Source organism: Thiocapsa imhoffii (genome assembly GCF_016583985.1).
Classification (GTDB): Bacteria; Pseudomonadota; Gammaproteobacteria; order Chromatiales; family Chromatiaceae; genus Thiocapsa; species Thiocapsa imhoffii.
In genome coordinates this window covers 1-23,601 of the sequence record NZ_NRSD01000019.1, presented here as the reverse complement: position 1 = coordinate 23,601, position 23,601 = coordinate 1, and the positions used below count along the sequence as shown (strand labels likewise).

General features: G+C 61.4%; 28 protein-coding genes. 16 read left to right on the top strand and 12 right to left on the bottom strand.

The genetic code is table 11. From position 1 onward, the window contains the following. Positions 1 to 46: 46 nt before the first annotated feature. The 7 genes from xerC to CKO25_RS15620 form a co-directional block, all read right to left on the bottom strand. Entirely contained in the window at positions 47 to 970 is a 924-nt protein-coding gene (gene xerC, locus CKO25_RS15650; protein ID WP_200388886.1) for a tyrosine recombinase XerC, read from the bottom strand. Then, complete coding sequence (locus CKO25_RS15645) at positions 967 to 1,695, bottom strand: DUF484 family protein (protein WP_338115147.1); 729 nt, start codon at positions 1,693 to 1,695, stop codon at positions 967 to 969. Before CKO25_RS15645 ends, xerC begins: the two co-directional genes overlap by 4 nt. Positions 1,696 to 1,705: 10 nt before the next feature. Next, a complete protein-coding gene (dapF, locus tag CKO25_RS15640) occupies positions 1,706 to 2,524 on the bottom strand; it encodes a diaminopimelate epimerase (protein ID WP_200388927.1) in 819 nt (272 codons plus the stop codon). A 53-nt stretch (positions 2,525 to 2,577) separates the two neighbouring features. After that, positions 2,578 to 3,249 carry a class I SAM-dependent methyltransferase gene (locus tag CKO25_RS15635; protein ID WP_200388884.1) on the bottom strand — a complete coding sequence of 224 codons (672 nt, stop codon included), beginning with the start codon at positions 3,247 to 3,249 and terminating at the stop codon, positions 2,578 to 2,580. Then, positions 3,246 to 4,496 (bottom strand): diaminopimelate decarboxylase, encoded by a 1,251-nt coding sequence (gene lysA / locus CKO25_RS15630; RefSeq protein ID WP_200388883.1) that lies wholly within the window; start codon positions 4,494 to 4,496, stop codon positions 3,246 to 3,248. The genes CKO25_RS15635 and lysA overlap by 4 nt, the downstream gene beginning before the upstream one ends. A gap of 43 nt (positions 4,497 to 4,539) precedes the next feature. Next, a complete protein-coding gene (gene lptM, locus CKO25_RS15625) occupies positions 4,540 to 4,731 on the bottom strand; it encodes an LPS translocon maturation chaperone LptM (protein WP_200388882.1) in 192 nt (63 codons plus the stop codon). Between the two features lie 157 nt (positions 4,732 to 4,888). After that, the gene (locus tag CKO25_RS15620) at positions 4,889 to 5,749 is read right to left on the bottom strand and encodes an META domain-containing protein (RefSeq protein WP_200388881.1); all 861 of its coding nucleotides are present in this window, start codon (positions 5,747 to 5,749) and stop codon (positions 4,889 to 4,891) included. A gap of 224 nt (positions 5,750 to 5,973) precedes the next feature. On the opposite strand from CKO25_RS15620, the gene CKO25_RS15615 reads away from it, so the two are divergent. From CKO25_RS15615 to CKO25_RS15565, 11 genes are all read left to right on the top strand, one after another. Further along, positions 5,974 to 7,026 carry a TolC family protein gene (locus tag CKO25_RS15615; RefSeq protein ID WP_242467655.1) on the top strand — a complete coding sequence of 351 codons (1,053 nt, stop codon included), beginning with the start codon at positions 5,974 to 5,976 and terminating at the stop codon, positions 7,024 to 7,026. Next, complete coding sequence (locus CKO25_RS15610; RefSeq protein WP_200388880.1) at positions 7,023 to 7,796, top strand: efflux RND transporter periplasmic adaptor subunit; 774 nt, start codon at positions 7,023 to 7,025, stop codon at positions 7,794 to 7,796. The genes CKO25_RS15615 and CKO25_RS15610 overlap by 4 nt, the downstream gene beginning before the upstream one ends. A 52-nt stretch (positions 7,797 to 7,848) precedes the next feature. Beyond that, positions 7,849 to 9,396, top strand: a complete 1,548-nt coding sequence (locus CKO25_RS15605; protein WP_200388879.1) for an ATP-binding protein — start codon at positions 7,849 to 7,851, stop codon at positions 9,394 to 9,396. A 269-nt stretch (positions 9,397 to 9,665) separates the two neighbouring features. Then, positions 9,666 to 10,550: a hypothetical protein gene (locus tag CKO25_RS15600; protein ID WP_200388878.1), complete on the top strand. Its 885-nt coding sequence runs from the start codon at positions 9,666 to 9,668 to the stop codon at positions 10,548 to 10,550. Between the two features lie 386 nt (positions 10,551 to 10,936). Further along, positions 10,937 to 11,800 carry an adenylyl-sulfate reductase gene (locus CKO25_RS15595; RefSeq protein WP_200388877.1) on the top strand — a complete coding sequence of 288 codons (864 nt, stop codon included), beginning with the start codon at positions 10,937 to 10,939 and terminating at the stop codon, positions 11,798 to 11,800. Positions 11,801 to 11,838: 38 nt separating this feature from the next. Beyond that, positions 11,839 to 12,321 carry an adenylyl-sulfate reductase subunit beta gene (gene aprB, locus CKO25_RS15590; RefSeq protein ID WP_200388876.1) on the top strand — a complete coding sequence of 161 codons (483 nt, stop codon included), beginning with the start codon at positions 11,839 to 11,841 and terminating at the stop codon, positions 12,319 to 12,321. Beyond that, positions 12,321 to 14,204, top strand: coding sequence for an adenylyl-sulfate reductase subunit alpha (gene aprA / locus CKO25_RS15585; RefSeq protein WP_200388875.1), 1,884 nt, complete (start codon positions 12,321 to 12,323; stop codon positions 14,202 to 14,204). The genes aprB and aprA overlap by 1 nt, the downstream gene beginning before the upstream one ends. Positions 14,205 to 14,386: 182 nt before the next feature. Beyond that, positions 14,387 to 14,737 (top strand): hypothetical protein, encoded by a 351-nt coding sequence (locus CKO25_RS15580; protein WP_200388874.1) that lies wholly within the window; start codon positions 14,387 to 14,389, stop codon positions 14,735 to 14,737. 4 nt (positions 14,738 to 14,741) lie between these two features. After that, a complete protein-coding gene (locus CKO25_RS15575; RefSeq protein ID WP_200388925.1) occupies positions 14,742 to 15,251 on the top strand; it encodes an FKBP-type peptidyl-prolyl cis-trans isomerase in 510 nt (169 codons plus the stop codon). A 53-nt stretch (positions 15,252 to 15,304) separates the two neighbouring features. Next, positions 15,305 to 15,616, top strand: a complete 312-nt coding sequence (locus CKO25_RS15570) for a P-loop NTPase family protein (RefSeq protein WP_200388873.1) — start codon at positions 15,305 to 15,307, stop codon at positions 15,614 to 15,616. 185 nt (positions 15,617 to 15,801) lie between these two features. Further along, complete coding sequence (locus CKO25_RS15565; RefSeq protein ID WP_200388872.1) at positions 15,802 to 15,963, top strand: hypothetical protein; 162 nt, start codon at positions 15,802 to 15,804, stop codon at positions 15,961 to 15,963. Between the two features lie 181 nt (positions 15,964 to 16,144). Here CKO25_RS15565 and CKO25_RS15560 read toward each other — a convergent pair whose 3' ends face one another. Next, the gene (locus CKO25_RS15560; RefSeq protein ID WP_200388871.1) at positions 16,145 to 16,648 is read right to left on the bottom strand and encodes an FKBP-type peptidyl-prolyl cis-trans isomerase; all 504 of its coding nucleotides are present in this window, start codon (positions 16,646 to 16,648) and stop codon (positions 16,145 to 16,147) included. A gap of 138 nt (positions 16,649 to 16,786) precedes the next feature. Beyond that, positions 16,787 to 17,677: a KPN_02809 family neutral zinc metallopeptidase gene (ypfJ, locus tag CKO25_RS15555; RefSeq protein ID WP_200388870.1), complete on the bottom strand. Its 891-nt coding sequence runs from the start codon at positions 17,675 to 17,677 to the stop codon at positions 16,787 to 16,789. A gap of 470 nt (positions 17,678 to 18,147) precedes the next feature. On the opposite strand from ypfJ, the gene CKO25_RS15550 reads away from it, so the two are divergent. Genes CKO25_RS15550 through CKO25_RS15535 form a run of 4 tightly spaced genes read left to right on the top strand, consistent with a single transcriptional unit; the run spans position 18,148 to position 21,690 of the window. After that, a complete protein-coding gene (locus CKO25_RS15550; protein WP_200388869.1) occupies positions 18,148 to 19,002 on the top strand; it encodes an electron transfer flavoprotein subunit beta/FixA family protein in 855 nt (284 codons plus the stop codon). After that, a complete protein-coding gene (locus tag CKO25_RS15545) occupies positions 18,999 to 20,033 on the top strand; it encodes an electron transfer flavoprotein subunit alpha/FixB family protein (RefSeq protein ID WP_200388868.1) in 1,035 nt (344 codons plus the stop codon). Before CKO25_RS15550 ends, CKO25_RS15545 begins: the two co-directional genes overlap by 4 nt. Beyond that, positions 20,030 to 21,346, top strand: a complete 1,317-nt coding sequence (locus CKO25_RS15540; protein ID WP_200388867.1) for an FAD-dependent oxidoreductase — start codon at positions 20,030 to 20,032, stop codon at positions 21,344 to 21,346. The genes CKO25_RS15545 and CKO25_RS15540 overlap by 4 nt, the downstream gene beginning before the upstream one ends. A 2-nt stretch (positions 21,347 to 21,348) precedes the next feature. Continuing rightward, positions 21,349 to 21,690, top strand: a complete 342-nt coding sequence (locus CKO25_RS15535) for a ferredoxin family protein (RefSeq protein WP_200388866.1) — start codon at positions 21,349 to 21,351, stop codon at positions 21,688 to 21,690. Here CKO25_RS15535 and CKO25_RS21645 read toward each other — a convergent pair. Further along, positions 21,578 to 21,928: a tyrosine-type recombinase/integrase gene (locus tag CKO25_RS21645; RefSeq protein WP_200388865.1), complete on the bottom strand. Its 351-nt coding sequence runs from the start codon at positions 21,926 to 21,928 to the stop codon at positions 21,578 to 21,580. The genes CKO25_RS15535 and CKO25_RS21645 overlap by 113 nt on opposite strands. A 130-nt stretch (positions 21,929 to 22,058) precedes the next feature. Further along, positions 22,059 to 22,298 carry a hypothetical protein gene (locus tag CKO25_RS15525; RefSeq protein WP_200388864.1) on the bottom strand — a complete coding sequence of 80 codons (240 nt, stop codon included), beginning with the start codon at positions 22,296 to 22,298 and terminating at the stop codon, positions 22,059 to 22,061. Positions 22,299 to 22,414: 116 nt separating this feature from the next. On the opposite strand from CKO25_RS15525, the gene CKO25_RS15520 reads away from it, so the two are divergent. Next, the gene (locus tag CKO25_RS15520; protein ID WP_200388863.1) at positions 22,415 to 23,116 is read left to right on the top strand and encodes a phospholipase D family protein; all 702 of its coding nucleotides are present in this window, start codon (positions 22,415 to 22,417) and stop codon (positions 23,114 to 23,116) included. A 193-nt stretch (positions 23,117 to 23,309) separates the two neighbouring features. Here CKO25_RS15520 and CKO25_RS15515 read toward each other — a convergent pair. After that, on the bottom strand, positions 23,310 to 23,601 hold a 292-nt coding region (locus tag CKO25_RS15515), incomplete at its 5' end, for a transposase (protein WP_200388862.1).

Below are 23,601 nucleotides of genomic sequence, written 5' to 3'. Positions count from 1 at the left end.
CAAACCGCAAGAAGGCTTGCTTTCAATCAGTCAACGGGATGCCAGATCATTCGTCGCAACCCGGTTTCGATTTTCTCTTAGCCCGTGGATGAGCGGCATCGTAGACCTGTGCGAGATGCTGGAAATCCAGGTGCGTGTAGATCTGCGTGGTCCCGATGTCGCGGTGGCCCAATAATTCCTGCACGGCGCGCAGATCTCCGGACGATTCGAGCAGGTGTGTTGCAAAACTGTGGCGCAAGAGGTGCGGGTGAAGACCACGTGACGCTCCCTGTTCGCGTGCCCAGCGGGCGAGACGGACCTCGACGGTCCGCGGATGGATACGGGTTCCCCGACGGCTGACGAATAAGGCGCGCTCGTCCGCCGCGGCCAGGTTCGCACGCACGCTCAACCAACGCTTCACCGCCTCGCGCGCCTTGGTGCCAACAGGCACACGCCGCGATTTCGCGCCCTTACCCATCACCCCGAGCTCGCCTTCCACTAAATCGATCTCACCGAGATCGACCGCAACCAATTCAGCGAGCCGCAAGCCACTGGAGTAGAACAGCTCGATCATGGCGTGATCACGGATCGCAAGCAGGTCATCGACTGGGGCATGGTCGAGCAGGGCGCCGAGTTGATCGGCATCGAGTGTCGCCGGCAGCGGCCGCGGGCTCTTGGGTGCGCGCACGCCCAACGCCGGGTTCGCCGTTGCGTATCCCTCGCGCAATAGCCAGCGAAAGAGGCTGCGGAGGCTGGCCAGTTCGCGCTGCAAGGTTTTGCCGATGACGCCTTGACGATACCGCCAAGCGAGATATTGGCGCACCCGAGCGGTGTCGAGATCCGTGATCGACCCTGCCCCCTGCTGGCGCAACCAGTCGCTCATCCGTTCCAGATCACGGCGGTAGGCCGTCAGGGTATGCGGCGACAATCGCCGCTCGTGGGCGAGATGCTGGAGAAAGGGGGGAATCAGCTCGGGGATCTGCTGCGTCATGGCAAGGGGACCTGCGTCGGCTGCTCGAGCGTCTCACCGCACTCCATCGGCGTCATCAGACGGAGTTTATGGCCCAGGATCTCCCCGAGCCGATCGAGGAGATCCGTGCCCATCTCGGCACGAAAGCGATCCGGATCGCGGCTGCCGATAGCGAGCACTCCGACGTGACCACCGGCGTGCACAGGCACCACCGCCGCGGAGCGGATCATCGCACCCTGGTCACCGAAGAGGATTTGGGCCTTGTCCTGATTCAAGGCGCCACAGAGGGATTGGCGATGATCGAGGAAACCACGGAAGGCGAGCGTCAGTGGATCACGCCGAGGGCCGGACTCGGATTCGGCTTGGAACAATTTCAGCGCCATCGCCTCGGCCGCGAACTCACTCAACAAGGTGTCCTTCAGGAGCGCACAGACCTGCGCCGAGTCCTGCGCGGCGAAGAGCTTCAGGACCAGTTGATGGAGCCGCTCGGAGAGGGCTTCGTACTCGCGCGCGCGCGCGACCAGGTGCGTTAAGCGCTGGCGTTCCGCCTCCAATTCTTGGCGCAAGACCCGCACCTGGCGCTCGATCAACGACACCGCGGGGCCGCTCGGATGAGGGATCTCGAGTTCGGCCAACACCGCGGGATTGCGCAATAGGAACTCAGGATGCTGTTTGAGATAGGCCGCCACACGCTCGTCATCGGCGTCATCAACCACCGTCTCTGGTGGTGCCCCTTGACTGCTCACGACTCGCCTCTCATGGCTCGATCTCGCCTCGGAAGACATGCACCGCCGGACCCGTCATCCAGACGGAGGGAAGCATCGGCGCGGGGCCGTCCCACTCGATCGTCAGGGTTCCGCCGGGCAGTTCGACGCGCACCCGGGGCTCGACCAGGCCAAGGCGGCGCGCCTGGACCACGGCAGCGCACGCCCCCGTCCCGCAGGCCAGGGTCTCCCCGACGCCTCGCTCGAAGACGCGCAGGCGGATCCGATCCGGCGCCAGTACCTGCATGAATCCGACATTGACGCGTTGCGGAAAACGGTGATGAACCTCTACCTGGGCGCCTAACCGCGCGACCGGCGCGGTCGCGACGTCGGCGACCTGAATGACCGCATGCGGATTCCCCATTGAGACGGCCCCGATCTCAAGACTCTCCCCCGCGAGCTCGAGTGAATAGGTCGTCGCGATGCGCTCGGCGAGAAACGGAATACGCTCAGGTGCGAGGATCGGCGCACCCATGTCGACCCGGACACCGCCGTCGGGCTGGAGCGCAAGTCGAATGGGACCCGCCGCTGTTCCGACCGGGATCTCGTCGAGATCGGTGAGGCCCTGGTCGCGGACGAAGCGGGCGAAACATCGGGCGCCGTTGCCACATTGCTCCACCTCGGAGCCGTCCGCATTGAAGATGCGGTAGTGAAAACAGGTTCCAGGCAACCGCGGCGGCTCGACGATCAGGATCTGATCACAGCCAATGCCAAAGCGCCGATCAGCCAGCCGGCGCACCAAATCGGCGTTGAGTTCGATCGGCTCGGCCGTCGCATCGAGCACGACGAAATCATTCCCCAGCCCCTGCATCTTGCTGAAGGCGAGTCGCGCCCCGCGAGGGGACCCATCCCCACCGGAACCGGTCACGTCGCGAGCCGCCCCAGGACGGCCAGATGGCGATCGCTGACCACCCCGACCTCAAGCTGGGCGAGCCCCGCGAGGGCAAGCTGCTCGACCACTTCGGCCGGCTCGAAGGCAGCAAACAATGAGTTGCGAAAATCCGCCTGCAAGACCTCGGGCTCGTTCTGGACATAGGTCGAGACCAGGGCCTCCACCCAGCCCGCCGAGGCCGGACGTATGAGATCCATCACCAGGACCGGCGCACCTGGTTTGCCGACCTGCCGCAGGGTGTGCCACAAGACCTGCGGATCCGGGAGATGATGCAGGAGGCTGTTAGACAGGATCAGATCATAATGGCGCTCTGGTAAGGTCTCGGAGGGGATCTGATCCTCGATCAAGCGGCAGCGCGCGGCCACACCGGGCAGGGCAGCGAGCGCCGCCTGGGCCAGATCGAGCATGGGCCGTGAGCCATCGAGCGCGTCACAACACGCGTGCGGATAGGCTCGCAAAAAGCGGATGCTGATGTCGGCAGGCCCGCAGCCGAGATCCAGCGCCCGAGCACCCTCGAGTGGTCCCGGGTTCAACCCCCTGAGCAGATCCATGAAGAGGCTGTTGGAGGCATCGAAGTCCGCGGCGGCGTAGGCACGCGCCTGTTCCGTCTCATCCATCAGCTCAGGTTCGAGACGACGCTTCATTGCGGCAACACAGACTCATCACGGAACAAGTCCTGGATGGTCTCGCGCGCACGCACCAGGTGCACCTGCTCACCATCGACCATGATCTCGGGCGGACGCGGTCGACTGTTGTAATTCGAACTCATGGTAAAACCGTAGGCGCCGGAACCTCGGATCGCTAGCAGATCGCCTTCACCGAGCGCGAGCAACCGCTGCTTGCCGAGAAAATCACCGGTTTCGCAGACGGGACCGACGAGGTCGTAGTGGGCGGGTTCCCGCTCCAAGTCACGCCGCAGCGGCACGATGTCCTGCTTCGCCTGATAGAGCGCGGGACGCAGCAGGTCGTTCATGGCCGCGTCCAGAATGGCAAAACGGCGATGTCCGGTTTGTTTCAGATATTCCACGCGGGTCACCAAGACCCCGGCGTTCCCAGCGATCGCCCGCCCTGGCTCGAGAATGATTTCATAGGGGCGATCGCCGAGTTGATAGCTCATGGCTGCCGCATAAGCCGCGGGCTCGGGCGGATGCTCATCGAGATAGCGAATCCCGAGCCCACCGCCGAGATCAAGATGGGTGAACCTGATCCCCTGCTCGCCGAGCCGCTCGGCAAGGGCCAGGACGCGCCCCATTGCATCAACGAAGGGGGCGAGATCGGTGAGCTGCGAGCCGATGTGACAATCGATCCCGATGATCCGTACGTTTGCCAGCGCCGCCGCCTGGACATAGACCGACTCGGCGACCTGGATGTCGATCCCGAACTTGTTCTCTTTCAGACCGGTCGCGATGTAAGGGTGGGTCTGGGCATCAACGTCGGGGTTGACACGCAGGGAAACAGGCGCGACCACGCCCAACTCCCCCGCGACCCAATCGAGCCGACGCAACTCGCTCTCAGACTCGACATTGAAACAACGAATCCCGACCTCGAGCGCAAAGCGGATCTCGTCGACGCGCTTGCCAACACCGGAGAAGATCACCTTGCCCGGATCTCCACCCGCGGCCAGAACGCGCTCCAATTCGCCAACCGAGACGATATCGAAGCCGGAACCAAGCCGCGCCAGGACATTCAGGACCGCGAGGTTGGAGTTGGCCTTGACCGCGAAGCAGATCAGATGCGGATGATCACGAAAGGCCCGGTCGAAGGCGCGCCAGTGACGCTCCAGGGTTGCGCGCGAGTAGACATAGCAGGGCGTGCCAAAACGGCCAGCGATGTCGGCGAGCGGGACATCCTCGACATAGAGAACGTCGTTTCGATAATTGAAGTGATCCATGCGGACTCAGGTATATCAGCGTCTCGTTTCAGGGTGCCTCGGGTCACGGCGGCGTGTCGTCGATCGGCATTGCATCCGGCACGTCCTCGCCCGGAATCCGATCAGAAACGACGGCGTCGACGACCGGCGGCTCGGGAAGGTAGAGAGGTCCTTTTTGCCCGCACGCACCGAGCATACTGGAGATTCCGAGCACGGCGACAAGACTATAGAAGATGGTTCTGGCCCAGCATTGCATGCTCTTCCCTCCCGAGGACCTGCCCTCGGTGACACCCGTGAGTATATACCCGAACCCAACGGCGGGTCCGTTCCGCAACACCTGTGCCACGGGAGCATCCTGTCGGATGACCGGTTGCCGACTGCTCCGGGCTCCAGCTGCTTGAGATGCTGGCTGCTCAAGGTTCCGGGCGCTCAACCGGCATGCCGGTCGGAGCCCGGAAACGAGCCAGCGTTTGACCGTACTCATCGCTGAGCCAGAGTTCGCGACCATCAACCCGATAACGGCGCACCTGCGACAGCGTGGCGAGATAGGCCTCAGCCTGATCGGCAACCGCTGGGCGCGCGCGGCAGGTCATCCGTGTTGTTCCAACCGGGCGGATCGTGAGGCTGTCGTCTTGGAGTGCATAGGCACTGACGTAGCGGTTACAGCCATCAGACCCCGACAAGCGTCCTTCGGGTGTCAGGGTCATGCTGATCTCGGTTCCCTGCAGTGGCGAGCTCAGGGCACCCTGTCCTTTATTGAGCTGGGCGAGCCGCCAGTTCACGCCAAGCAACGGCGTTTCGATCAAGGGCTCTAGGGACACCACGACCGTCCCGTCCGCATCCACGAGATCGAGCTGCGCGGCCTGCTCTCGATAGCCGGCGACGAGCACCAGATTGAGACTGATGACCTGATCGAGGGTCATGAGATCGTCCTCACACGCCATCATGGTCGAGGCCATGCGGGGACCGATCGTCAGGCCTTCGCCATCGCTGCTGAAGGTACCCGAGAAACTGTTGCAGCCTAGGTTGAACGAGACGATGCCATCGCTGCCAAAATTCAACCGCGCCGGGGTCTCGCGCGCTGGCAAGGGCGTTAAATCACCCTCAGCGCGGTAGGCGATGATCCGCCAGGGCGTCGCGGACAACCGCGCGGCCACCCCATCCTCGACTGCCGCGGTTGGCAGGTCGGGAGTCTGCCCGGGAGGGTCGGTCGCCAGGGCGGGCAGGGCAATCCCAAGTAGGCTCATCACGAGCAGGGTGCGCAGGTGCGACATGCGGCATGTCCTCATTGCAGGATGGATGGAGTGGTCGGCCGATGGGGCCAACGGGCAACACCCTTCTGGGGTGCATCGACCACCGCCGACAGTCTAACTGTCCACGCCCCAGCTGCCGAGTGCAACATCCCAGCACGACAGCGCACTCAATGGCTTGAGCGTCAGCCTTCAAAGCGCTTAACCTCCACACCGGATCTACAACCCGAAACGAGCACCGCACGACGATGACAGACGCGGCTACGGCCATCGCCCAACGCCTCTTGGCCATGCGCGCTCAGCGGCAACGCGCCCGTCCGCTGGTCCGCCGACATCGCTTCGCGGCGGCCGCGCTCGCCGTCTGGCTAGGGGGCCTGATCACCTCCCCCGTCGCGGCCATCTCGGATCCGCTGAGTCTGGAGGAAGCCCTTGAAACCGCGGCGAGCCATCCCCGCGTCACCGCCTCCGCGGATCTGAACGCGCGCCTACCGAGACGTCAGTCGCTCTTTTTGGATTGTCAGCGACTCGCCTTCAGCAACTCTAACGTCGCCGATCCCAATCGTAACCAGCCCTTACTCCATCTTCTGGAGCCCCAAGACGCACAGCGCCTCGAGATCATGGAGCGCTTCTTTGACGTCTTACTCGCTGATGCGACGTTCGCCACGGATAGCGAAGCCATGGCGGTGGCCTACATTCAATTCGATCGTGCCGCGGTGCGCCATGAGCTCGGACAGATGTCACCATTGCGGGTGTTGGAACTGGAGTCCATCTATCAGGACATTCTCCACCGTCGCGCCGCCAGCGAGACCAGCCAGCAACTGACGCGCGCTCTGCTCGCGCAAGCACTCGGTAACCCCCAGGATCTGCCGCGCACTCTCATCATCCCTGCACTGCCGGTTTGGCCCACCGAGCCACCGAGCCTGGAGCGGATCCTGGACCTTGCCGCGCAACGCCCGCCGCTGCGCGCCCTGCTTGACGGACGCTCCACGGCCGACCGGCAACTCGTGCAATGGGAGTTGCGTCAGCAAACACTGGAATTACTTCTGCGATTGCGCGCCTTCACCGCGGCAGAGCGCAACCTCCGAACGGAGACTAGGCTGCGAGATCTCAAGCTGGACGAAAGCCGCACCCTCTACGAGCAAGAGGTCACCGCGGACCTCGGGTACTCCATGAGCCTGCAAAGCCAGACTCGCTTGCAAACCGAACGCCTCCGCTATTGTCGCGCCCTCACCTGGGCTGAACTGAACGCCCTCATCGGCGGCCCGATCCTTGGAACCGCAGCAGGAGTGTCCGCCCCGTGACCCAACTCATCCGCATCCTGGTTCTCAGCCTCCTGTGCGGCACGGCACTGGCCCAATCCAATGAAGAGCTGAAAGGCTGGCTGGAATGGGTGCACGAAGTTGAAATGCGCGTGGTGGAGACTGGGGTCGTCGAGGAGGTGCTGGTCAGCGCGGGACAGCATGTCAGTCAGGGCGATCTGCTGCTGCGGATGGATCAACGCGAGGCTCAAGCCAAGCTGCTCGAAGCCAAGGCGCGCGTGGCTTGGGCACGGGTGGAACGGGAAAAGGCCGAGCGCGATCTCGCACGCAGCGAAGAACTGTTCGATCGCGGTCTCATCGCGATCGAGGAATTGAAGGATGCGGAGTTGGTGCAGGTGGCGGCGGCAGCCGAAGAGGAAGCCGCGAGGGCAGCGGAGGCCAGCAGCCTCGTCGCACTCGAGCGCACGGAATTGCGTGCCCCGTTCGACGGCATCATTGTCACGCGCCGGGTCTGGAACGGGGCCGTGATCTACAAAACGCTCCAGCAAGACCCCCTGATCGTGATCGCGCCGGATGATCAGATGCTCGCGCGCGCCCTGGTGACCGCCTCAACCCTGCGCCGCTTCACCCCTGGACAGCCCGCACGCGTGCAGATCGATGGCAACCTGCGCGAGGGGCGCGTCTACAGTCTCGGTGTGCAAGCGGTGCGAGTCGAGCTCGAGGGCGCGGTCTACTATCTGGATATCATCTTCAATCGACGGCCGAGTGAGCGACTGCGTCCTTCCGAGACCGTGCGGATCTTCGTTCCTTGAACAGGCGGGATACACGCCATCATGAGAGCCGGAACCAGCTCGCCCCCGGCACATGACGCTCTCGATTCACGCTAAGGTCTTTCTCACGCTCCTGCTGGCCTGCGTGCTGGTCCTGTTGGGGACCTTGGCCTTCGTACACTGGTCGCTGCAGCGCGGCCTCATCGAACTCGCCGATGCGCGCGAGCAGGCGCGCGTCGAGGTCATCGCCGAACGACTAACCGAGATCCATGCCCGGGATGGGAGTTGGGACGCGCTGAAAGGCTCACCGCAGCAGTGGATCGGCGCCTTGTTCGGGCTTGAAGGGGCCGGCTCGGGTCGGCGGCTGCGGCCGAGTGAAGGGCGGCGGCTACCACCCTTGGTGCGCCGCCTCCTCGAGTCCGAATCACTCATGGGCGGTGATGGCGGAGCCGGCTGGCCCCCGTCACTTCCGCCTCGTCCAGCCCATCATGACGGCACCCCACGCAACATTCCAATTGAGCTGCGGTTGATGCTCCTGGATGTGGACGGAACCCTTCTCTATGGGCAACCCGAACTCCTCTCACGAAGCAGGCGGCTCGCCCTGGAGTGGGGCGGGCAACCGATCGGGAGCCTCGCCATCATCCCTGGCCCTCCGGTCGCCGAACTGGCCGACCTCCATTTCGTCGAGCGCCAAGGCGGACGTCTTGTGCTGTTCGTGCTCGCCATGCTGGCGCTCGCGGCCATCCTCGCCGATCCACTCTCACGACGCTTGATCCGCCCCGTGCAGGCCGTCCAACAGATCGCGCGCACACTGGCGGCTGGAGACTACAGCGCCCGCGTGCGCGCGACGGGGAACGATGAACTCAGCCGTCTCGGTGCGGACATCGACGCGCTCGCCGCGGCCTTGGAGCAAACCGATCGGGCGCGTCGGCAGTGGGTGGCCGACATCTCCCATGAACTCCGCACGCCCATCGCGCTGCTGCGCGCCCATCTCGAGGCGATGCAGGATGGCGTCCGACCGCTCGAGCACAGTGCCATCGACCGTCTGCACGGAGATGTCCTGCGCTTGTCCCGGCTGGTGGACGACTTACAGGATCTCGCGATGACGGATCTCGGGGCGCTAACCTATCGGATGCGAGACACGGACCTCGCCGACATCCTGGCCGATGAGATCGAGCAGTATCGGGCGCGATTCGAGCAGGCTCGGCTCGACCTGATTTTCGAAAACCGACTCGACCGCCCCAGTGGCGAAGCGACTCGTCTCGGCCGTCACGCACAGCCGCGACTGTGGGCCGACCCGGACCGGCTTGCTCAGCTCTTCGGCAATCTGCTCCGCAACAGTCTGAGTTACACCGATCCGGGGGGAGCGCTCAGGGTCACGCTCGCGCGCGGCCCGGATGGCGCCTATCGGATTCGCTTCGCCGATACCGCACCCGGCGTTCCTGCAGCCGATCTGCCACACCTGTTCGACCGTCTCTACCGGGTCGATCACTCGCGCAGTCGCAACACCGGCGGCGCGGGACTTGGCCTCGCCATCGCGAAAAATGTCGTTGAGGCCCATGGTGGAACGATCACCGCGGCTGCCGCGGAAACGGGTGGCTGCGAGATCCTCATCACACTGCCAACCCTAATGAGACGTTGACGCCACGGGCTCGTCACCCTCGCCTGCCACCGCGCCCGTCGGGCGCGCGAGGCCCGGGTGTTCTTAAAACCGACTCAGTGCTTGTCCATTCCCCCAAGGGCTTCGCGGCTTGCTGGAGCAGACCATCAGGTCGCCATGCCTGCGCGGTTCGAGTCCCGCCATCGGCGCCGCGCAGACCTTGCCCTGCCACTCTCGCTAGCCTACACTCGGGCAAGCACAAGTTGCGGGCACACAGGCACGCAGTGCTCAATTCACCACAGTCAGGGTCGATGATTAGAGCCCACTCTCAACGCCTCCTGCAGCCATACTCCGCGCAAGTCCAAATTGCCGAATCCGAGCACGCGCGTGCACTCTCGACAGATGGTGATCTGTGGGAGTTCCAATTTATCTACGCCCAGTCTCATCGCCAGGATGGCAGCGGTCCACGGCGCGGTCGTTTTGTCAGAGCGGCACACATCCGGCAGTGCGATCTCAAAACAATCAGCGAGAACCCGTCCACGGATGACGGAGACGTCGACCACCGCATCCTTGAATTAGCGACCTTCCTGCTTGAGGCACGACTGCCGTTCGCAGCCGCCGATCGTTATGAATACTGGCTGCTCGACCCAACGGACGACTCGCCGCTCGCACTGATCTTCTCTTGCGTCCACGCCTCGGAGATGGCCTCGTTCCCGCGACTGACGGAGTGGACGGCACTCCCTGCGGCGGTGATGCCGATCGCAACGAGCGAGGTCGAGCGCAGCCGATCCTATGGACCGGTGAACTACCGACTCGAGCGGTGCGTCGCCGAGCGCGCCGGCACCAAACCCAGAGCGCAATGGTTTACCCGAGGGGAGACTGAAGGTGAGACGTTTCCCCCGTTCCTGATTCGTGAGGATTGGCCGAGCGAGGAGCATCAGGATCTCTGCCAACGCTATCTGCATCGCCAAGCACCACGATTGTTGATGCTGCATGGCGTGAGTCGGGAGGACCGCAGGAGAATGGAGTTGGCGGCCAAGGCGAACGCGCTCGACGTGGCGCGCTTCTATCCGCTTTACCCGGATATCGCCGACAGCACCGTGATGGACAACATTCGGGTCGAAGCGCGGCTGCGCATGGCGGCCGGGGAGCGGCCCTATGTGATGGGACGTCGGGATGGCGTGCTCTATCAGTGACCCTGTCGCGAGGAAACGCAGACACCGGGTCGAGACAGCAGAGCGATAAGACGTCAACCCAGCCGCCATCGCTGAAGCGACGCGGCATCCCAGGGAGATCCTCAACGAAGAGGATCAGAGTCAGAGATGGATCACCCGAGGTGCGCGACGGATGCACCGAGGAAGATCATTAGCGGGGGTGATGATTCCCGAAAATGTTTCAATCACGCAACTTTAGCGACAGCGCGTAGACTATGTCGTTGGAGCCAGGGACGCGCGTCACGGACAGCCGAAGACCCAGTGTCGTGGGTATTCATCGTTTCGGCGTGGCCAGTTGATCTGATGAGAAAACCGATCGGGTCACTGTTTTTCAAATCGTACGGGTCAGAAAATGGAGTCACCATCCAATGATCTTTAATAATCCTTTCGCGGCCTTGTCCGTGAATCTCCCGCTCGAACCGGGAGTCATGCAGGCGTATGTGGTGCTGATGGTCCTGCTGGTCATCGGGGGCACCTTGCTTGATGTCGTGCACAAGAAAAGCGCCAAGTATTTCTTCGAAAAGGGCCAATCGCTCAAGAAACTCGCCAAGCGCGAGGTTGACAGTTCGGAGAAGATGAGTCTGGCGATCAGTACCTTCAAGAACGAAGTACTGCGCTCGAGCGAGTTCGAGAATCCCGATCGGCGTTTCGCGCATCTCTTCACCATGTACGGCTTTATCGTTTTCGTGGTGACGACGGCCACTCTGATCTTTGGCTTGCCCAGTGCCGGCGGGTTCGGAGCAGCTTTAATTGGCATGTTGTGGCATCTCGGAGCCGTTTCAATCTGCGTTGGCGGCTACTGGTTCTGGTTCAAACTGCGCGCCGATGTCCGTTCCGAAGGGAATGCCTGGTATGACGTGCATCAGTCCGACATCTTCGTCGTTTCGCTTCTGCTGATGGCGACGTTCGCGCTGATCTGGTCGCTGTTCCAGACGATCACAGGTCCGACCTCCGTGGTCAGCGTCCTCGCCTTCGTGCTCTTCGTGTTGGCATCGACCACATTGTTCAGCACGATCTTGTGGTCGAAATTCGCGCACATGTTCTTCAAACCCGCGGCGGCCTTCCAGAAAAAGGTTGCGGTCGCGGACGGCTCGCGCGACAAGCTGCCCGAGATCCCTGATCTCGCGAGCGCCGAGTGCAGGGAGCGGTATCCGGACATTCCGGAATACATGGGGGCCAATCCTCCGAACATGGGACTCGGCATCAAGCGTGAAGCGCCCAGTCACTACTGACCTGCGACGCACACCCCAGTTACGAAGAGGAATCCAGAATGCCTACGTTCGTCTATATGACCCGCTGTGACGGTTGCGGCCAGTGTGTCGACATTTGCCCCTCGGATATCATGCATATCGATCCGAAGGTCCGCCGCGCTTACAACATCGAGCCCAACATGTGTTGGGAGTGTTACTCCTGCGTGAAGGCCTGTCCGCATAACGCGATCGACGTGCGCGGCTATGCTGATTTCGCTCCGCTCGGCCACTCGGTGCGCGTACGCCGCGATGAGGAAAAGGGTGTCATCGCCTGGCGCATCATCTTCCGCAACGGCGAGAAGGATATGAATCTCCTCGCGCCGATCACCACGAAGCCCTGGGGCAAGCACATTCCGCAGTTAGCCGATGAGCCAGCACCCAGTGATGAGATGCGCGACGGACAACTGTTGTTCAACGAGCCGAAATACCTCCGCTTCGATGACGGTGGTCTCCACACACTCGAAGCCGCCGGACTCAAAATGAAAACAGGGGTTTACGAATAATGGCTTACAAAACAATCGTTGAGGATGGCATTGACGTGTTGGTGTGTGGCGCCGGACTCGGCGGCACGGGTGCCGCCTTCGAGGCGCGCTACTGGGGCAAGGACAAAAAGATCGTTATCGCCGAGAAGGCGAACATCGACCGTTCCGGCGCCGTCGCCCAGGGCCTCTATGCCATCAATTGCTACATGGGCACCCGCTTCGGCGAGAACAACCCGGAAGACCACGTTCGCTACGCGCGCATCGACCTAATGGGCATGGTCCGTGAGGATCTGCTGTTCGACATGGCGCGCCATGTGGACTCGACCGTGCACCAGTTCGAGGAGTGGGGTCTGCCGCTGATGCGTAACCCCAAGACCGGGGCCTACCAGCGCGAAGGCCGCTGGCAGATCATGATCCACGGTGAATCCTACAAGCCAATCGTGGCCGAGGCGGCCAAGAAGTCCGCTGACAAGGTCTTCAACCGGGTGTGCGTGACCCATCTGTTGATGGATGAATCCAAGGAGAACCGCGTCGCGGGTGCCGTCGGGTTCAATGTGCGCACCGGCAACTACCATGTCTTCAAGTCCAAGACGGTCATCGTCGCCGCGGGCGGTGCGTCCAACATCTTCAAACCGCGTTCCGTCGGTGAGGGCGCTGGTCGCGTGTGGTATGCACCCTGGTCGTCCGGTTCCGCCTATGGCCTCATGATTGGTGCCGGCGCGAAGATGACGCAGATGGAGAACCGGATCGTACTCGCCCGCTTCAAGGACGGCTATGGTCCGGTCGGCGCCTACTTCTTGCACCTGAAGACCTACACACAGAACGGCATGGGCGAAGAATACGAATCCAAGTGGTTCCCAGCCCTCGAGGAAATGGTCGGCAAACGCTACCTGGATGTCGCGGCGTCGCATCTGTCCCATCGCCCGATTCCAACTTGCCTGCGCAATCATGCGTTCATCAATGAAGTGAACGCCGGTCGCGGCCCTATCCACATGGTGACGATGGAAGCGTTCCAGGATCCGCATCTCGAAGAGATCGGTTGGCACAACTTCCTTGGCATGACCGTGGGCCAGGCGGTGCTCTGGGCAGCAACGGACGTCGATCCGAAATATGAAAATCCGGAGCTGACGACCTCTGAGCCCTACGTCATGGGTTCGCATGCCACCGGGTGTGGTGCCTGGTGTTCCGGCCCCGAGGATGTGTCCCCACCAGACTATTTCTGGGGTTACAACCGGATGACCACGGTGGAAGGTCTGTTCGGCGCGGGTGATGCCGTGGGTGGAACCCCGCACGCCTTCTCCTCCGGCTCCTTCACGGAAGGCCGACTCGCAGCCAAGGCGGCCTGCAAGTACATCGATGACGGCAAGGCCGAGGGAATCCGCGTCTCTGAGGAGCAGATCAACCGTCGCAAGGAAGAGATCTACAAGCCGATGGAGCACTATAAGATCTATCGGAATGAGATCACTGCGGGTTCGGTCAACCCGAACTACATCAATCCGCGTCAGGGCTTGGATCGTCTACAGAAGCTGATGGACGAGTATTGCGGTGGCGTCACGGTCAGCTACATGACCAACGAGAAGCTGCTGCAAATCGGCCTGAAGAAGATCAAGCTGCTGGAGGAAGACCTCGAGAAGCTGGCGGCAGAGAACATCCACGAGTTGCTGCGTGCCTGGGAACTGAAGCATCGCCACCTCACCTCCGAGGCGGTCATGCATCACACGCTGTTCCGCAAGGAAACCCGCTGGCCCGGCTACTACTATCGCGGCGACGCGATGAAGGTGGACGACGAGAACTGGCATGTGTTGACGGTGTCCCGCCGCGATCCCGAAACCGGCGAATACACCATGGAGAAAGCACCCTGCTATCACTTGGTTGAAGATCTGCCCGAGGCGGCGGCAGCCTAAACGTCTCTGACAGCGAGGCCCCGGGTTCGGGGCCTCGGATGCCTGCTCCGAGCGCAGCGACACGGGCGCGACAACTGGTGGATGCGACAGGGATGCAGCCGTCGATGGCTCCATCACGGCACACTCGCCGACTCGCAAGGGTCCGGCCGTTAGAATTCGAGCGCTGAGAATCGCGACGCGATATGAATATCATCGATCAGTCAGACGAAGAGATTCTCGAGATCGCCCATCCGCTATGGGACGATCTCATCAAGTATTCCAACAAAGGCCAGTACGGCAAGTTTATTCGCCACTTCTCTTATGAATTACTGCTCGGGTTGAACGAGGTCGAGCTCGGCAAGCAATTCGCACACAGCACCCTATCCCGGAACCTGGTCGAAGAACGCAATTTCCTCGGTCTGATTCGGCGCGGCGAGCATGTGACCGTCCTCTACCGCGTGCGCAGCACGACTACGGAAGGCGAATGGCTGGGGCGGATGGTTCTCGGCTATGAGAAAGGGGAAGTCCGCATTTTTGCCGCATCGATTTTCTAGTGCCATGACAGAAACGATTCAACGCAATAAGTACGTCGAACTCAAATACCGGGTGATCGATGCAAAGACCGTGCAAGTCCTCACCGGGGTCGATTTTCCCTTAGGCTATGTGCATGGCGTCAATGATGTGCTGTCGCCCCAAGTCATGGCGGAACTGGAGGGCAAAACAACCGGCGAGATGATCTCGGTCGAATTGGACGGCGACCGGCTGTTTGGCCCGCGGGATGAATCCCTGGTCGTGACAGACGCCATCGAGAATGTTCCGCAGGAGTACCGAGCGATCGGAACCCGCATCGTCATGGAAAATGAGCAGGGTAACACCCGGACCTTCCTGGTGACGAGGATCGACGAAAAGACGCTGACGATCGACGGAAACCATCCGCTCTGTGGCCGTCAGGTCATCTTCGAGCTCGAGATCCTGACCGTGCGTGATGCCACGGAAGCCGAAATGGCGGCGGGCGGCAAGGTCGAGAAGCAACCTAAATTGTCAGGTGTCACGCCTGTTCCGTTCTAGCACCAACGCCGGCGGTCCGATGGGCTTGACACCTCCGGCATAGGATACAAAACATGCAGTTGAAGCTCGATACCGCGCGATTCGAAGAACAGCAGGCCCTGTTGGTGCGCGAACTGGTCCAGAGCATTCGGGTGAAACTGCAGGAAGCCGGGCTGAGTGGCGTCAAGCTCGATGAGTTGACGGCCAGCATCGCATTCAGCGTGGTCAGCGCAATCGATGACACATCGGCGATTGAATTCGATGGCACGGAAGTGCATCCGTACCTCACGTTTCGCACCGCCGATGAAGAATTGGTTCACTGTGGCGAGAACTCGTACACGCATGAATTTGTGTATGAGGTTCTGGAGCAATTGCTGAAATCTTGAGCCGAATCATCATCTGTTCAGTGCTTCGTCGGTTCATCGGCAATGCGCTGGAAACGCGAGTCGAACTGATGATGTCTTTGAGGCTAGCGAGCATGTGTGGCAATCAGGCGTCCTGATCCCGTGGTCCACGGGTATCGAGGTCGCGCCCCATCCTATCCATCATGATGTGTTGACAGAGGTGATTGATGAGCGAGCAAACCAAGAGCAGACCAAAGGTCCCGGAAGGCAAGGCCCGGTTTTTCAGAACCAAGCAAATGGAGCCCAACGAGAAGGGCTTCGTCGGCTATGAAACACTCTGGGACAATCTCCAGAAAGAAGTCGAGTACAAGGCGCCGAAACGGCCCTGAGTGAGGGGTTGATCGTGGGGCTCCGTGGTCATGGCGACCGCGATACCCCACGACCTCCCATCGGACTGGATGGGCCGCGTGCGATGCTCACCGAACCGGCGAGTTCTGGCCGTTGATCACCGATCATCACGCCAGCTCAACCTTTCCTAGCCTACCCCTGGCGGCATCAAGACCCTCGCCCTCACGACTCGGAGCCAGCCTCCGCCGCTGGGTGACCACCCAACTGTTGCTCCTCTTCCGTTGCATCCCGCACCAACTGGATCTTGACTTGGTAGATGACCTCCTTGCCACAGAGCGGGTTATTGCCATCAAAGGTGATCCGATCCCCCTCAATCTTGGTCACCAGAAAGCTCTTCATGCGACCGAGGTTGTTCTCCATCAAAATCTGACTGCCGACTTGGCGATATTCGCGCGGCACGAGAGAAACTTTTTCCGTGATCACCAGGGACTCGTCTCGCGGACCATAAAGCTCGGTGCAGTCGACGAGTAAGTCGACCCGCTCTCCTTGCGTCTTACCCTCGAGTTCGCGGGTGATCACCGGCGCGAGGATCTCATTCACGCCGTGAACATAATTGAGTGGCCGTGTGATTTCGGTGAGGATATCCCCACTCTTGCTGTCCCTGACGCAATAGGTGAGTTCGACATACTTGCCTGCGGCAATCGCATGGGTAGCGGCTTCGGTCATGGTCCTCTCCGGAAAGGTGATGTCGGTTTTGGCGTGTCCCGGTGTGCCGCTCGACTCCAGCGGTCAGTGCATCTGCCCGACGACCACGCGCGTTGACACGGCCAAGACGCCGATGAGCAGAGATCATGCGGCATTGGGCTAACCGCCACCAAAGGTGTCGCAGGCGCTGATCTCACCCGTCTTGAAACCACGCGCAAACCAACCCGCGCGCTGCTTCGAGGTTCCGTGCGTAAAGGTATGCGGGATTGCGAAACCACGAGCTTGTTGCTGTAGTCGGTCATCACCGATCGCCGCGGCGGCCCTCAGCGCATCCTCGAGGTCGCCCTCCTCCAGCATACTGAACAATTGCTGGGCATGATTCGCCCAAACACCGGCATAACAGTCGGCCTGCAGTTCCACCCGCACCTGTAATTCGTTCTGCTCGGCATTGCTTCGCACCTGCTGTTTCGCGCGCTGGACATCCGCCAACGTGCCCTCAAGGTTTTGGATATGGTGACCAACCTCATGCGCGAGGACATAGGCGCGCGCGAACTCGCCCTTGGCGCCATGTTGTTGTGCGAGTTCATCAAAAAATCCGAGATCCACATAAATGCGCTGGTCTTGCGGGCAATAGAAAGGACCCATGCGCGCGCTTGCGGGGCCACAGCCACTCTGCGTAGATCCCCGATAGAGCACCAGGATAGGCGGCGGATAACGATGTCCGGACTGAGCGAAGAGGCGAGACCAAACAGCCTCTGTGTCCGCATGCACGGTCTTGATGAAGGCCGCCATCTCGTCGTCGCGTGCCGCGTCGATCGGGCTGGAGCCGCTCAGACCAGGGTCGAGTGACAGGTTGAAGCCGGCAAAATAAAAAATCGCGCCGATGCCCAGGATCGCCAGCCCCAGCTTCGAGCGCAACAGCGGCTTGATGATGGGCCACAGCATCAGGATCGTTGCAACCGATGGCCCCCCACCCTGCCCTTGCACGGGCCCCCTCTGGTGTCGCCGGTCATCGACGTTGTTGCTTTGTTGACGATCTCGCCACTTCATGTCTCAACATCTCCGATGCCAGTTGTCCCTGGAGCACCCAGCACGCTCCCTCGGGTTGCGCTTTGCCAGGGTCTTGCCAGGATGCCCATGCTCCATGTCCACAGAACGATCAGCGTCACAGGACACACATGACCCCAATCCACCCACCGGCCAAGATGATGCAGATAGTGCGCAAGATCGCAACGAAGGTCCAGATGCCGTGCGTTGAGATTGACTCCTGTATTCAGCTGGTTCTGCGCGCCAGAGCCTGCCCGATCACACCGACCCGTGGCTCGGGGATGGGGCGATGGAATCAACACCTGGGCCGCACTGGGCATCCATTCGCCCTGGATTCGACCCGGCCCCGGTCTCGCAGCCGATCGATCCACGGACGAATTCGTGTCCCACCGCACGGCATCTGGATCATCGACCGCCTACAATGAAATCGTCTTGTCCCCGTTGGGAGACGCATCCTCTTTTTTGACTCGCGCATGCATACGATCGTTGCCATCAAGCAGGTGCCGGACACCACCCATGTTCGCATCGACCCGGAGACCGGCACCTTGATTCGAGAGGGCGTGCCGGCGGTCATCAACCCTTATGATCGCCATGCCCTGGAGATGGCGATCCGACTCAAGGAACGGTTCGGTGGCACGGTGACCGTGCTGACCATGGGGCCGCCGAAGGCGGCCGAGGCGCTCGTCGAGTGCGTGGAACAGGGTGCGGATCGGGCGATCCTGCTGTCCGACCGCAAATTCGGAGGCGCCGACACCCTCGCCACCGCCTATGTCATCGCCCATGCGATCGCGGCCATCCAGGTCGAGGACCCGGCGGACCTGCTGCTGTTCGGCAAGCAGGCGATCGACGGCGACACCGCGCAGGTCGGGCCGGGCGTCGCCACGCGCTTGGCCGTCCCGCTCATCACCTATGCGATGCGCATCGAGTCCCTTGATCCCGCGACCCGCACGGCCATCATCCACCGCCGGATCGAGCAAGGCATCGAGGTGCTGGAAACCACCTTGCCGGCGCTCCTGACGGTCGAGAAGGAGATCGCGACGATCGCCCGCGCGCCCCTGCCCAATCTGGTCCGTGCGGCCCACTATCGACCCGAGACCTGGGATGCCACCACCCCCGTTCCGTTCGATCCTGCCCGCATCGGGATCAAAGGGTCGGCCACCATTGTCTCAAAGGCATTCACGCCACCGCGCAAGGAGCCAGGTGAGCGGATGTCCGTGGCCGAGAGCGGTTTGACCAGGGTCGTTGGCCAGGCATTGCAACGTCTGGTCACGGCCGGCGTGCTGAGCTCCGCTCCCGCGACCGCCCCCCGTGACGAGAGCAACGCATGACTGAAACGCCGGATCTCGGTGCCCCACGTATCTGGGTGCTGATCGAGCAAGACGCCGGGCAGGTGCATCCCGTCTCCTGGGAGCTGCTGGGCGCGGCCCGGCGGCTGGCGAGCGAACTCGACGGCGAGGCAACCTGCGTGGAAGCCGTGCTCCCGGGGTACGGTGTGCGCCACCTCGCCGCCGAGGCCTTCCGCTACGGCGCCAGCCGGGTGTACCTGCTCGAGGATCCGGTGCTGGCACTCTACCGTAATCTGCCCTATGCCCTCGGCGTCAGCCGCTTGGCCCAGACCTATCGTCCCGAGATCCTGCTGATCGGGGCGACGACTCTCGGCCGGGACCTAGCGAGCACCATCGCCACCCAACTGGAAACCGGACTGACCGCTGACTGCACCGAACTCACCATCGATCCCAAACTCAGGATCCTGGCCGCCACCCGGCCAACCTTCGGCGGCAACCTGATGGCGACCATCCTCTGCCGCAAACACCGCCCGCAGATGGCCACGGTCAGACCGCGCGTGCTGCCGCTTCCCGAGGCACTGCCGCGGGGTGCCACGGGCGAGATCCTGGCGGTCGAGCTGGATCTCCGCGAGGCCGACCTCCCGGTGCGACGACTGCGGCTCATCCCCGGTGCCGAGCGGCTCAACCTGGAGCACGCTCAGGTGATCGTCGCCGGCGGGCGCGGGCTCGGCGGTCCCGACGGCCTGACACTGCTCAGGCAGCTTGCTGATCTGCTCGGCGGCATTGTCGCCGTCACGCGGCCACTCGTCGATGCCGGCTGGATCTCGGCTGATCATCAGGTCGGACAGACCGGCAAGACGGTGCGGCCCAAGCTCTATATCGCCGCCGGGATCTCCGGTGCCGTGCAGCATCGAGTCGGCATGGGCGATGCGAATCTTATCTTGGCCATCAACCGGGATCCCGAGGCGCCGATCTTCCAGATCGCCCATCTCGGGATCGTTGGCGATCTCCACGAGGTGATCCCCGAGCTGATCCGCCAGCTGCAGACGCTGCGCGCGGGGGATTCGCCATGACGCCGAACCACCGCTGCGACGCCATCGTGGTGGGCGCCGGCCCGGCCGGGGTCGCCGCCGCCATCACCATGGCCAAGGGCGGTCTGAAGGTCTGCCTGATCGAGCGGGGACGCCTCCCCGGCGCCAAGAATCTGTTCGGCGGCGTGCTCTATCCCCATGCACTCGCCGAGGTAATCCCCGACTATGCCGAGCGCCACCCGCCCTTCGAGCGGCCTGTCACCGAGCAGGGCTATTGGCTGCTGTCACCCGACAGCGTGGTGCGGATCATGCACAAGAGCGTGCACTATAAGACCGCGCCGACCGGAGCCTATACGGCTCTGCGGGCACGCTTCGATGCCTGGTTTGCCGAACAGGCGGTCCAAGCCGGCGTGTTGCTCATCACCAAGACAACCGTGACCGAGGTGGTGCGCGACGCTCGGGGACGGGCCCTCGGCGTCGCCACCGACCGCCCCGAGGGCCTGGTCCAGGCCCCCATCCTGGTCATCGCCGAGGGCGTCAACAATCTGCTCACCCAGAGCCTGGGCTTGGCCAAGGGTGACCTCCCACCACGCTATGTCGCCTTGTCGGTCAAGGAGGTGTTGGCCCTGCCAGCCGCCGAGATCGAGGCGCGCTTCGGACTCGCCGGGGCAGATGAAGGGGTGGCCATCGACATCTTTGGCGACGCCACTCTGGGGCTGCCCGGCACCGCCTTTATCTACACCGATGCCAAGGCGATCTCCATCGGAGTCGGCCTGCTGCTCGAGGAGTTGATCGTCCACAACCTCAAGCCCTACGAGATCCTGGCGCGCTTCAAGGCCCATCCGGTCGTGCGCCCCTATCTCGCGGGTGCGACCGTGCTGGAGTACGGCGCCCATCTGATCCCCGAGCAGGGCTACGATCGCATGCCCGATTTGGTGGGAGACGGTGTGCTGATCGCCGGCGACGCGGCCGCCATGGTCGATGCGGTGCATCGTGAGGGCTCCAATCTCGCCATGACCGCCGGGCGCATGGCCGGCGAGACGGCGCTCGAGGCCCATCGCCGAGGAGACTTCTCGGCCGCCTTCCTACGCGCCTACCGCACCAAGCTCGAAGAGAGCTTCGTGCTCAAGGATCTCAAGCAGTATCGGCGCATGACCGACTTCCTCGACAGCACACCACACGTCATCGGGACCTATGTCGATTTCATGAACGAGGCCGCGCTGCGCTATTTCACCGCCCAGGGCATGCCGAAGCGCGAGATGGAGGGCGAGATCCTGGGCCTGTTGCGCGGGCGACGCTCCTTCTTCGGAATCGCCCACGACATGATGAAACTGCTCCGTGGCCTGCGAGGCTGACCATGACCAAACGACAACGCCAACCCGAACCCCTGGATCCCAAGTTGAAGGAAAGCCTGCCGCAGGTGAATCTGGATGCCCTGATCGGAGCGGTCCGATACGAAGTCGACGAAGACTTCGCCCATCTCTGGATCAAGGACCACGAGGTCTGCCAGGGCTGTCCGGCCAAACCCTGCCTCGCTTTCTGCCCCGCCGGGGTCTATCACCTGGACCGGGCCGGCCAGGTGATGGTCAGCTACCAGGCCTGCCTCGAGTGCGGAAGCTGTCGGGTGGGCTGCCCCTTCCACAACATCGGCTGGGCGCTCCCGCGCGGCGGCTACGGCGTCGCCTACAAGCTCGGCTAGGGCCAAGAGGATGAAACACACCGCCATCGAGCAGATCGACCGAGCGGCGCTTGTCTTGTTGCAGGCGCTTGGCGATCCGCGCCGCCTGACCCTCGACCCTAGTTAGATGGGCCTGCAACGGCTCGCGCAGCCGCTGCGGCAAGGGCACTGCCCGATCCTTGCCGCCCTTGCCGTTGCGCACCAGGATCAAGCCGTTATCGAAATCGAGATCCAGCACCCGCAGCCGTACGCACTCCATCAATCGTCGCGTGCTCGGGGGACAAGGTCTGCTGCCCCTCCCACCAATAGCCCCAATCGAACCCCCTCCCGGCAGGAACTTGCGCTAGGTCAACCAACAGCAAGCGCAAGGCATCGACCATCTGACGTATCTACCATTCGGCGAGATCGGAACGTGCCGACATGCGTCGCAGGTCGTCCGTGACCTGGTCCGCCGTCAGCGCCGACAAGGCCGCCGGCTTGAGGTCCTTCAGGAAATCCTCGACCCGTCGGACGTACCATTGACGGAACTTCGCCGGAACCTCACGGCGGATCAGGAGATCCAGGTAACGGTCCCAGTTCGACGGTGCGCCGTCCTCACGGCGCGTCCGCGTGGTGTTGACGTCAGGCATCGTTAGGCTACTCTTGCGCTAGACTGCATGCAGTCTTGTACACGGAAAGACGCATGCAACCTAGAACACGTTAGCCTTCTGAAGAACCCAACGCAGACAACATCCGAGATCCACGAATGGCCAAGTTTCTGAACACAAGTGCGATCAACTATTTTCTTGAAGAACTGATCAAGGATACAAAAGACCGCCTCATTTTAATAAGTCCGTTTTTGAAGCTAAATGATCGGATAAAGGAGCTTCTTGCCGACAAGAACCGTTTAAAGATTGACGTTCGGATTGTCTATGGGAAAAGCGAGCTGCAGCCAGAAGAAATTAACTGGCTTAAGGAGTTGACATACATCCGCACTAGCTTTTGCAAGAACCTTCATGCGAAGTGCTACATGAACGAGGAGCTTTGCATCATTGCCAGTCTGAATCTCTACGAGTTTAGTCAAGTCAATAATAACGAAATGGGAGTTCTAATTCGCCGGACTGACGATGGGGAACTTTATAAAGATGCTTACCAAGAATCACAAAGGATTATTCGCATCAGCGAAGAGGTGCGAATTTCGCTTGAGCGAGTATCGAGTGAGGTTGAGAGCAATCCAGAGACCGAGGAAACGTCATTCGATAAGCTAACCACCTCAAAACTTGCCAAGCAGCTCGGGGTGAAAACTGGAGAACTCACAGAAAAACTCGTGGAACTCGCATACCTAGAGGCCCGCGAGGGAAAGTACTACCTTACCGCTAAAGGTAAGGAGGTGGGTGGTGAATTTCGTATGAGTCCTAAGTTTGGTCCGTATTTCCTTTGGCCTAATACATTCCGACCCGAAGACTAACATGTGTATCAAGATGACATTAGAGTTGTTACGAACGTCTAGATGTTGAAATTTATGATATTTTGTAGTTCCAAAGGCTCTCCCGGATTTCAGGGGAATGTAAAAAGAATTTAAAAACAATTATTTAACGCTAGATTTGACGTACACATCAACTACGAAAAGTCGCTGAACACGAAAACTCTAACGCATTGATTCATATTGGCTCCACGCCGAAGCGAGCGTATCCGTTGAGATCCAAGCACACTCTTTGATACAGATGGGCGAGGTTGGTGATGCCGTAACATCGTCGTTTGAGGACTTTCAATTTATTGTTGAGACCTTCTACAAATCCGCTCGTCTGACGGTTGACAAAATAATGAGTGATTTCAGTGAAATGAGTTCTAAGCGTTCCAAGAAAGCGATCGAAACACCTGATTCCGCGATTCGAGACCTGTCGCATCCAGCGACGGATTTGACGTTTTCCTTGTCCTGTTGAGAGAGGCCTT

Bases quoted from the DNA above. Each gene is read 5' to 3' on its own strand.
- CKO25_RS15635 (WP_200388884.1), bottom strand. From the start codon at position 3,249: ATGAAGCGTCGTCTCGAACCTGAGCTGATGGATGAGACGGAACAGGCG.
- CKO25_RS15600 (WP_200388878.1), top strand. From the start codon at position 9,666: ATGATTAGAGCCCACTCTCAACGCCTCCTGCAGCCATACTCCGCGCAA.
- CKO25_RS15560 (WP_200388871.1), bottom strand. From the start codon at position 16,648: ATGACCGAAGCCGCTACCCATGCGATTGCCGCAGGCAAGTATGTCGAA.
- ypfJ (WP_200388870.1), bottom strand. From the start codon at position 17,677: ATGAAGTGGCGAGATCGTCAACAAAGCAACAACGTCGATGACCGGCGA.
- CKO25_RS15550 (WP_200388869.1), top strand. From the start codon at position 18,148: ATGCATACGATCGTTGCCATCAAGCAGGTGCCGGACACCACCCATGTT.
- CKO25_RS15570 (WP_200388873.1), top strand. From the start codon at position 15,305: ATGCAGTTGAAGCTCGATACCGCGCGATTCGAAGAACAGCAGGCCCTG.
- CKO25_RS15535 (WP_200388866.1), top strand. From the start codon at position 21,349: ATGACCAAACGACAACGCCAACCCGAACCCCTGGATCCCAAGTTGAAG.
- CKO25_RS15520 (WP_200388863.1), top strand. From the start codon at position 22,415: ATGGCCAAGTTTCTGAACACAAGTGCGATCAACTATTTTCTTGAAGAA.
- lysA (WP_200388883.1), bottom strand. From the start codon at position 4,496: ATGGATCACTTCAATTATCGAAACGACGTTCTCTATGTCGAGGATGTC.
- CKO25_RS15545 (WP_200388868.1), top strand. From the start codon at position 18,999: ATGACTGAAACGCCGGATCTCGGTGCCCCACGTATCTGGGTGCTGATC.
- aprB (WP_200388876.1), top strand. From the start codon at position 11,839: ATGCCTACGTTCGTCTATATGACCCGCTGTGACGGTTGCGGCCAGTGT.
- CKO25_RS15540 (WP_200388867.1), top strand. From the start codon at position 20,030: ATGACGCCGAACCACCGCTGCGACGCCATCGTGGTGGGCGCCGGCCCG.
- lptM (WP_200388882.1), bottom strand. From the start codon at position 4,731: ATGCAATGCTGGGCCAGAACCATCTTCTATAGTCTTGTCGCCGTGCTC.
- CKO25_RS15615 (WP_242467655.1), top strand. From the start codon at position 5,974: ATGACAGACGCGGCTACGGCCATCGCCCAACGCCTCTTGGCCATGCGC.
- CKO25_RS15620 (WP_200388881.1), bottom strand. From the start codon at position 5,749: ATGTCGCACCTGCGCACCCTGCTCGTGATGAGCCTACTTGGGATTGCC.
- CKO25_RS15595 (WP_200388877.1), top strand. From the start codon at position 10,937: ATGATCTTTAATAATCCTTTCGCGGCCTTGTCCGTGAATCTCCCGCTC.
- dapF (WP_200388927.1), bottom strand. From the start codon at position 2,524: ATGCAGGGGCTGGGGAATGATTTCGTCGTGCTCGATGCGACGGCCGAG.
- CKO25_RS15565 (WP_200388872.1), top strand. From the start codon at position 15,802: ATGAGCGAGCAAACCAAGAGCAGACCAAAGGTCCCGGAAGGCAAGGCC.
- xerC (WP_200388886.1), bottom strand. From the start codon at position 970: ATGACGCAGCAGATCCCCGAGCTGATTCCCCCCTTTCTCCAGCATCTC.
- CKO25_RS15605 (WP_200388879.1), top strand. From the start codon at position 7,849: ATGACGCTCTCGATTCACGCTAAGGTCTTTCTCACGCTCCTGCTGGCC.
- CKO25_RS21645 (WP_200388865.1), bottom strand. From the start codon at position 21,928: ATGGAGTGCGTACGGCTGCGGGTGCTGGATCTCGATTTCGATAACGGC.
- CKO25_RS15525 (WP_200388864.1), bottom strand. From the start codon at position 22,298: ATGCCTGACGTCAACACCACGCGGACGCGCCGTGAGGACGGCGCACCG.
- CKO25_RS15575 (WP_200388925.1), top strand. From the start codon at position 14,742: ATGACAGAAACGATTCAACGCAATAAGTACGTCGAACTCAAATACCGG.
- aprA (WP_200388875.1), top strand. From the start codon at position 12,321: ATGGCTTACAAAACAATCGTTGAGGATGGCATTGACGTGTTGGTGTGT.
- CKO25_RS15580 (WP_200388874.1), top strand. From the start codon at position 14,387: ATGAATATCATCGATCAGTCAGACGAAGAGATTCTCGAGATCGCCCAT.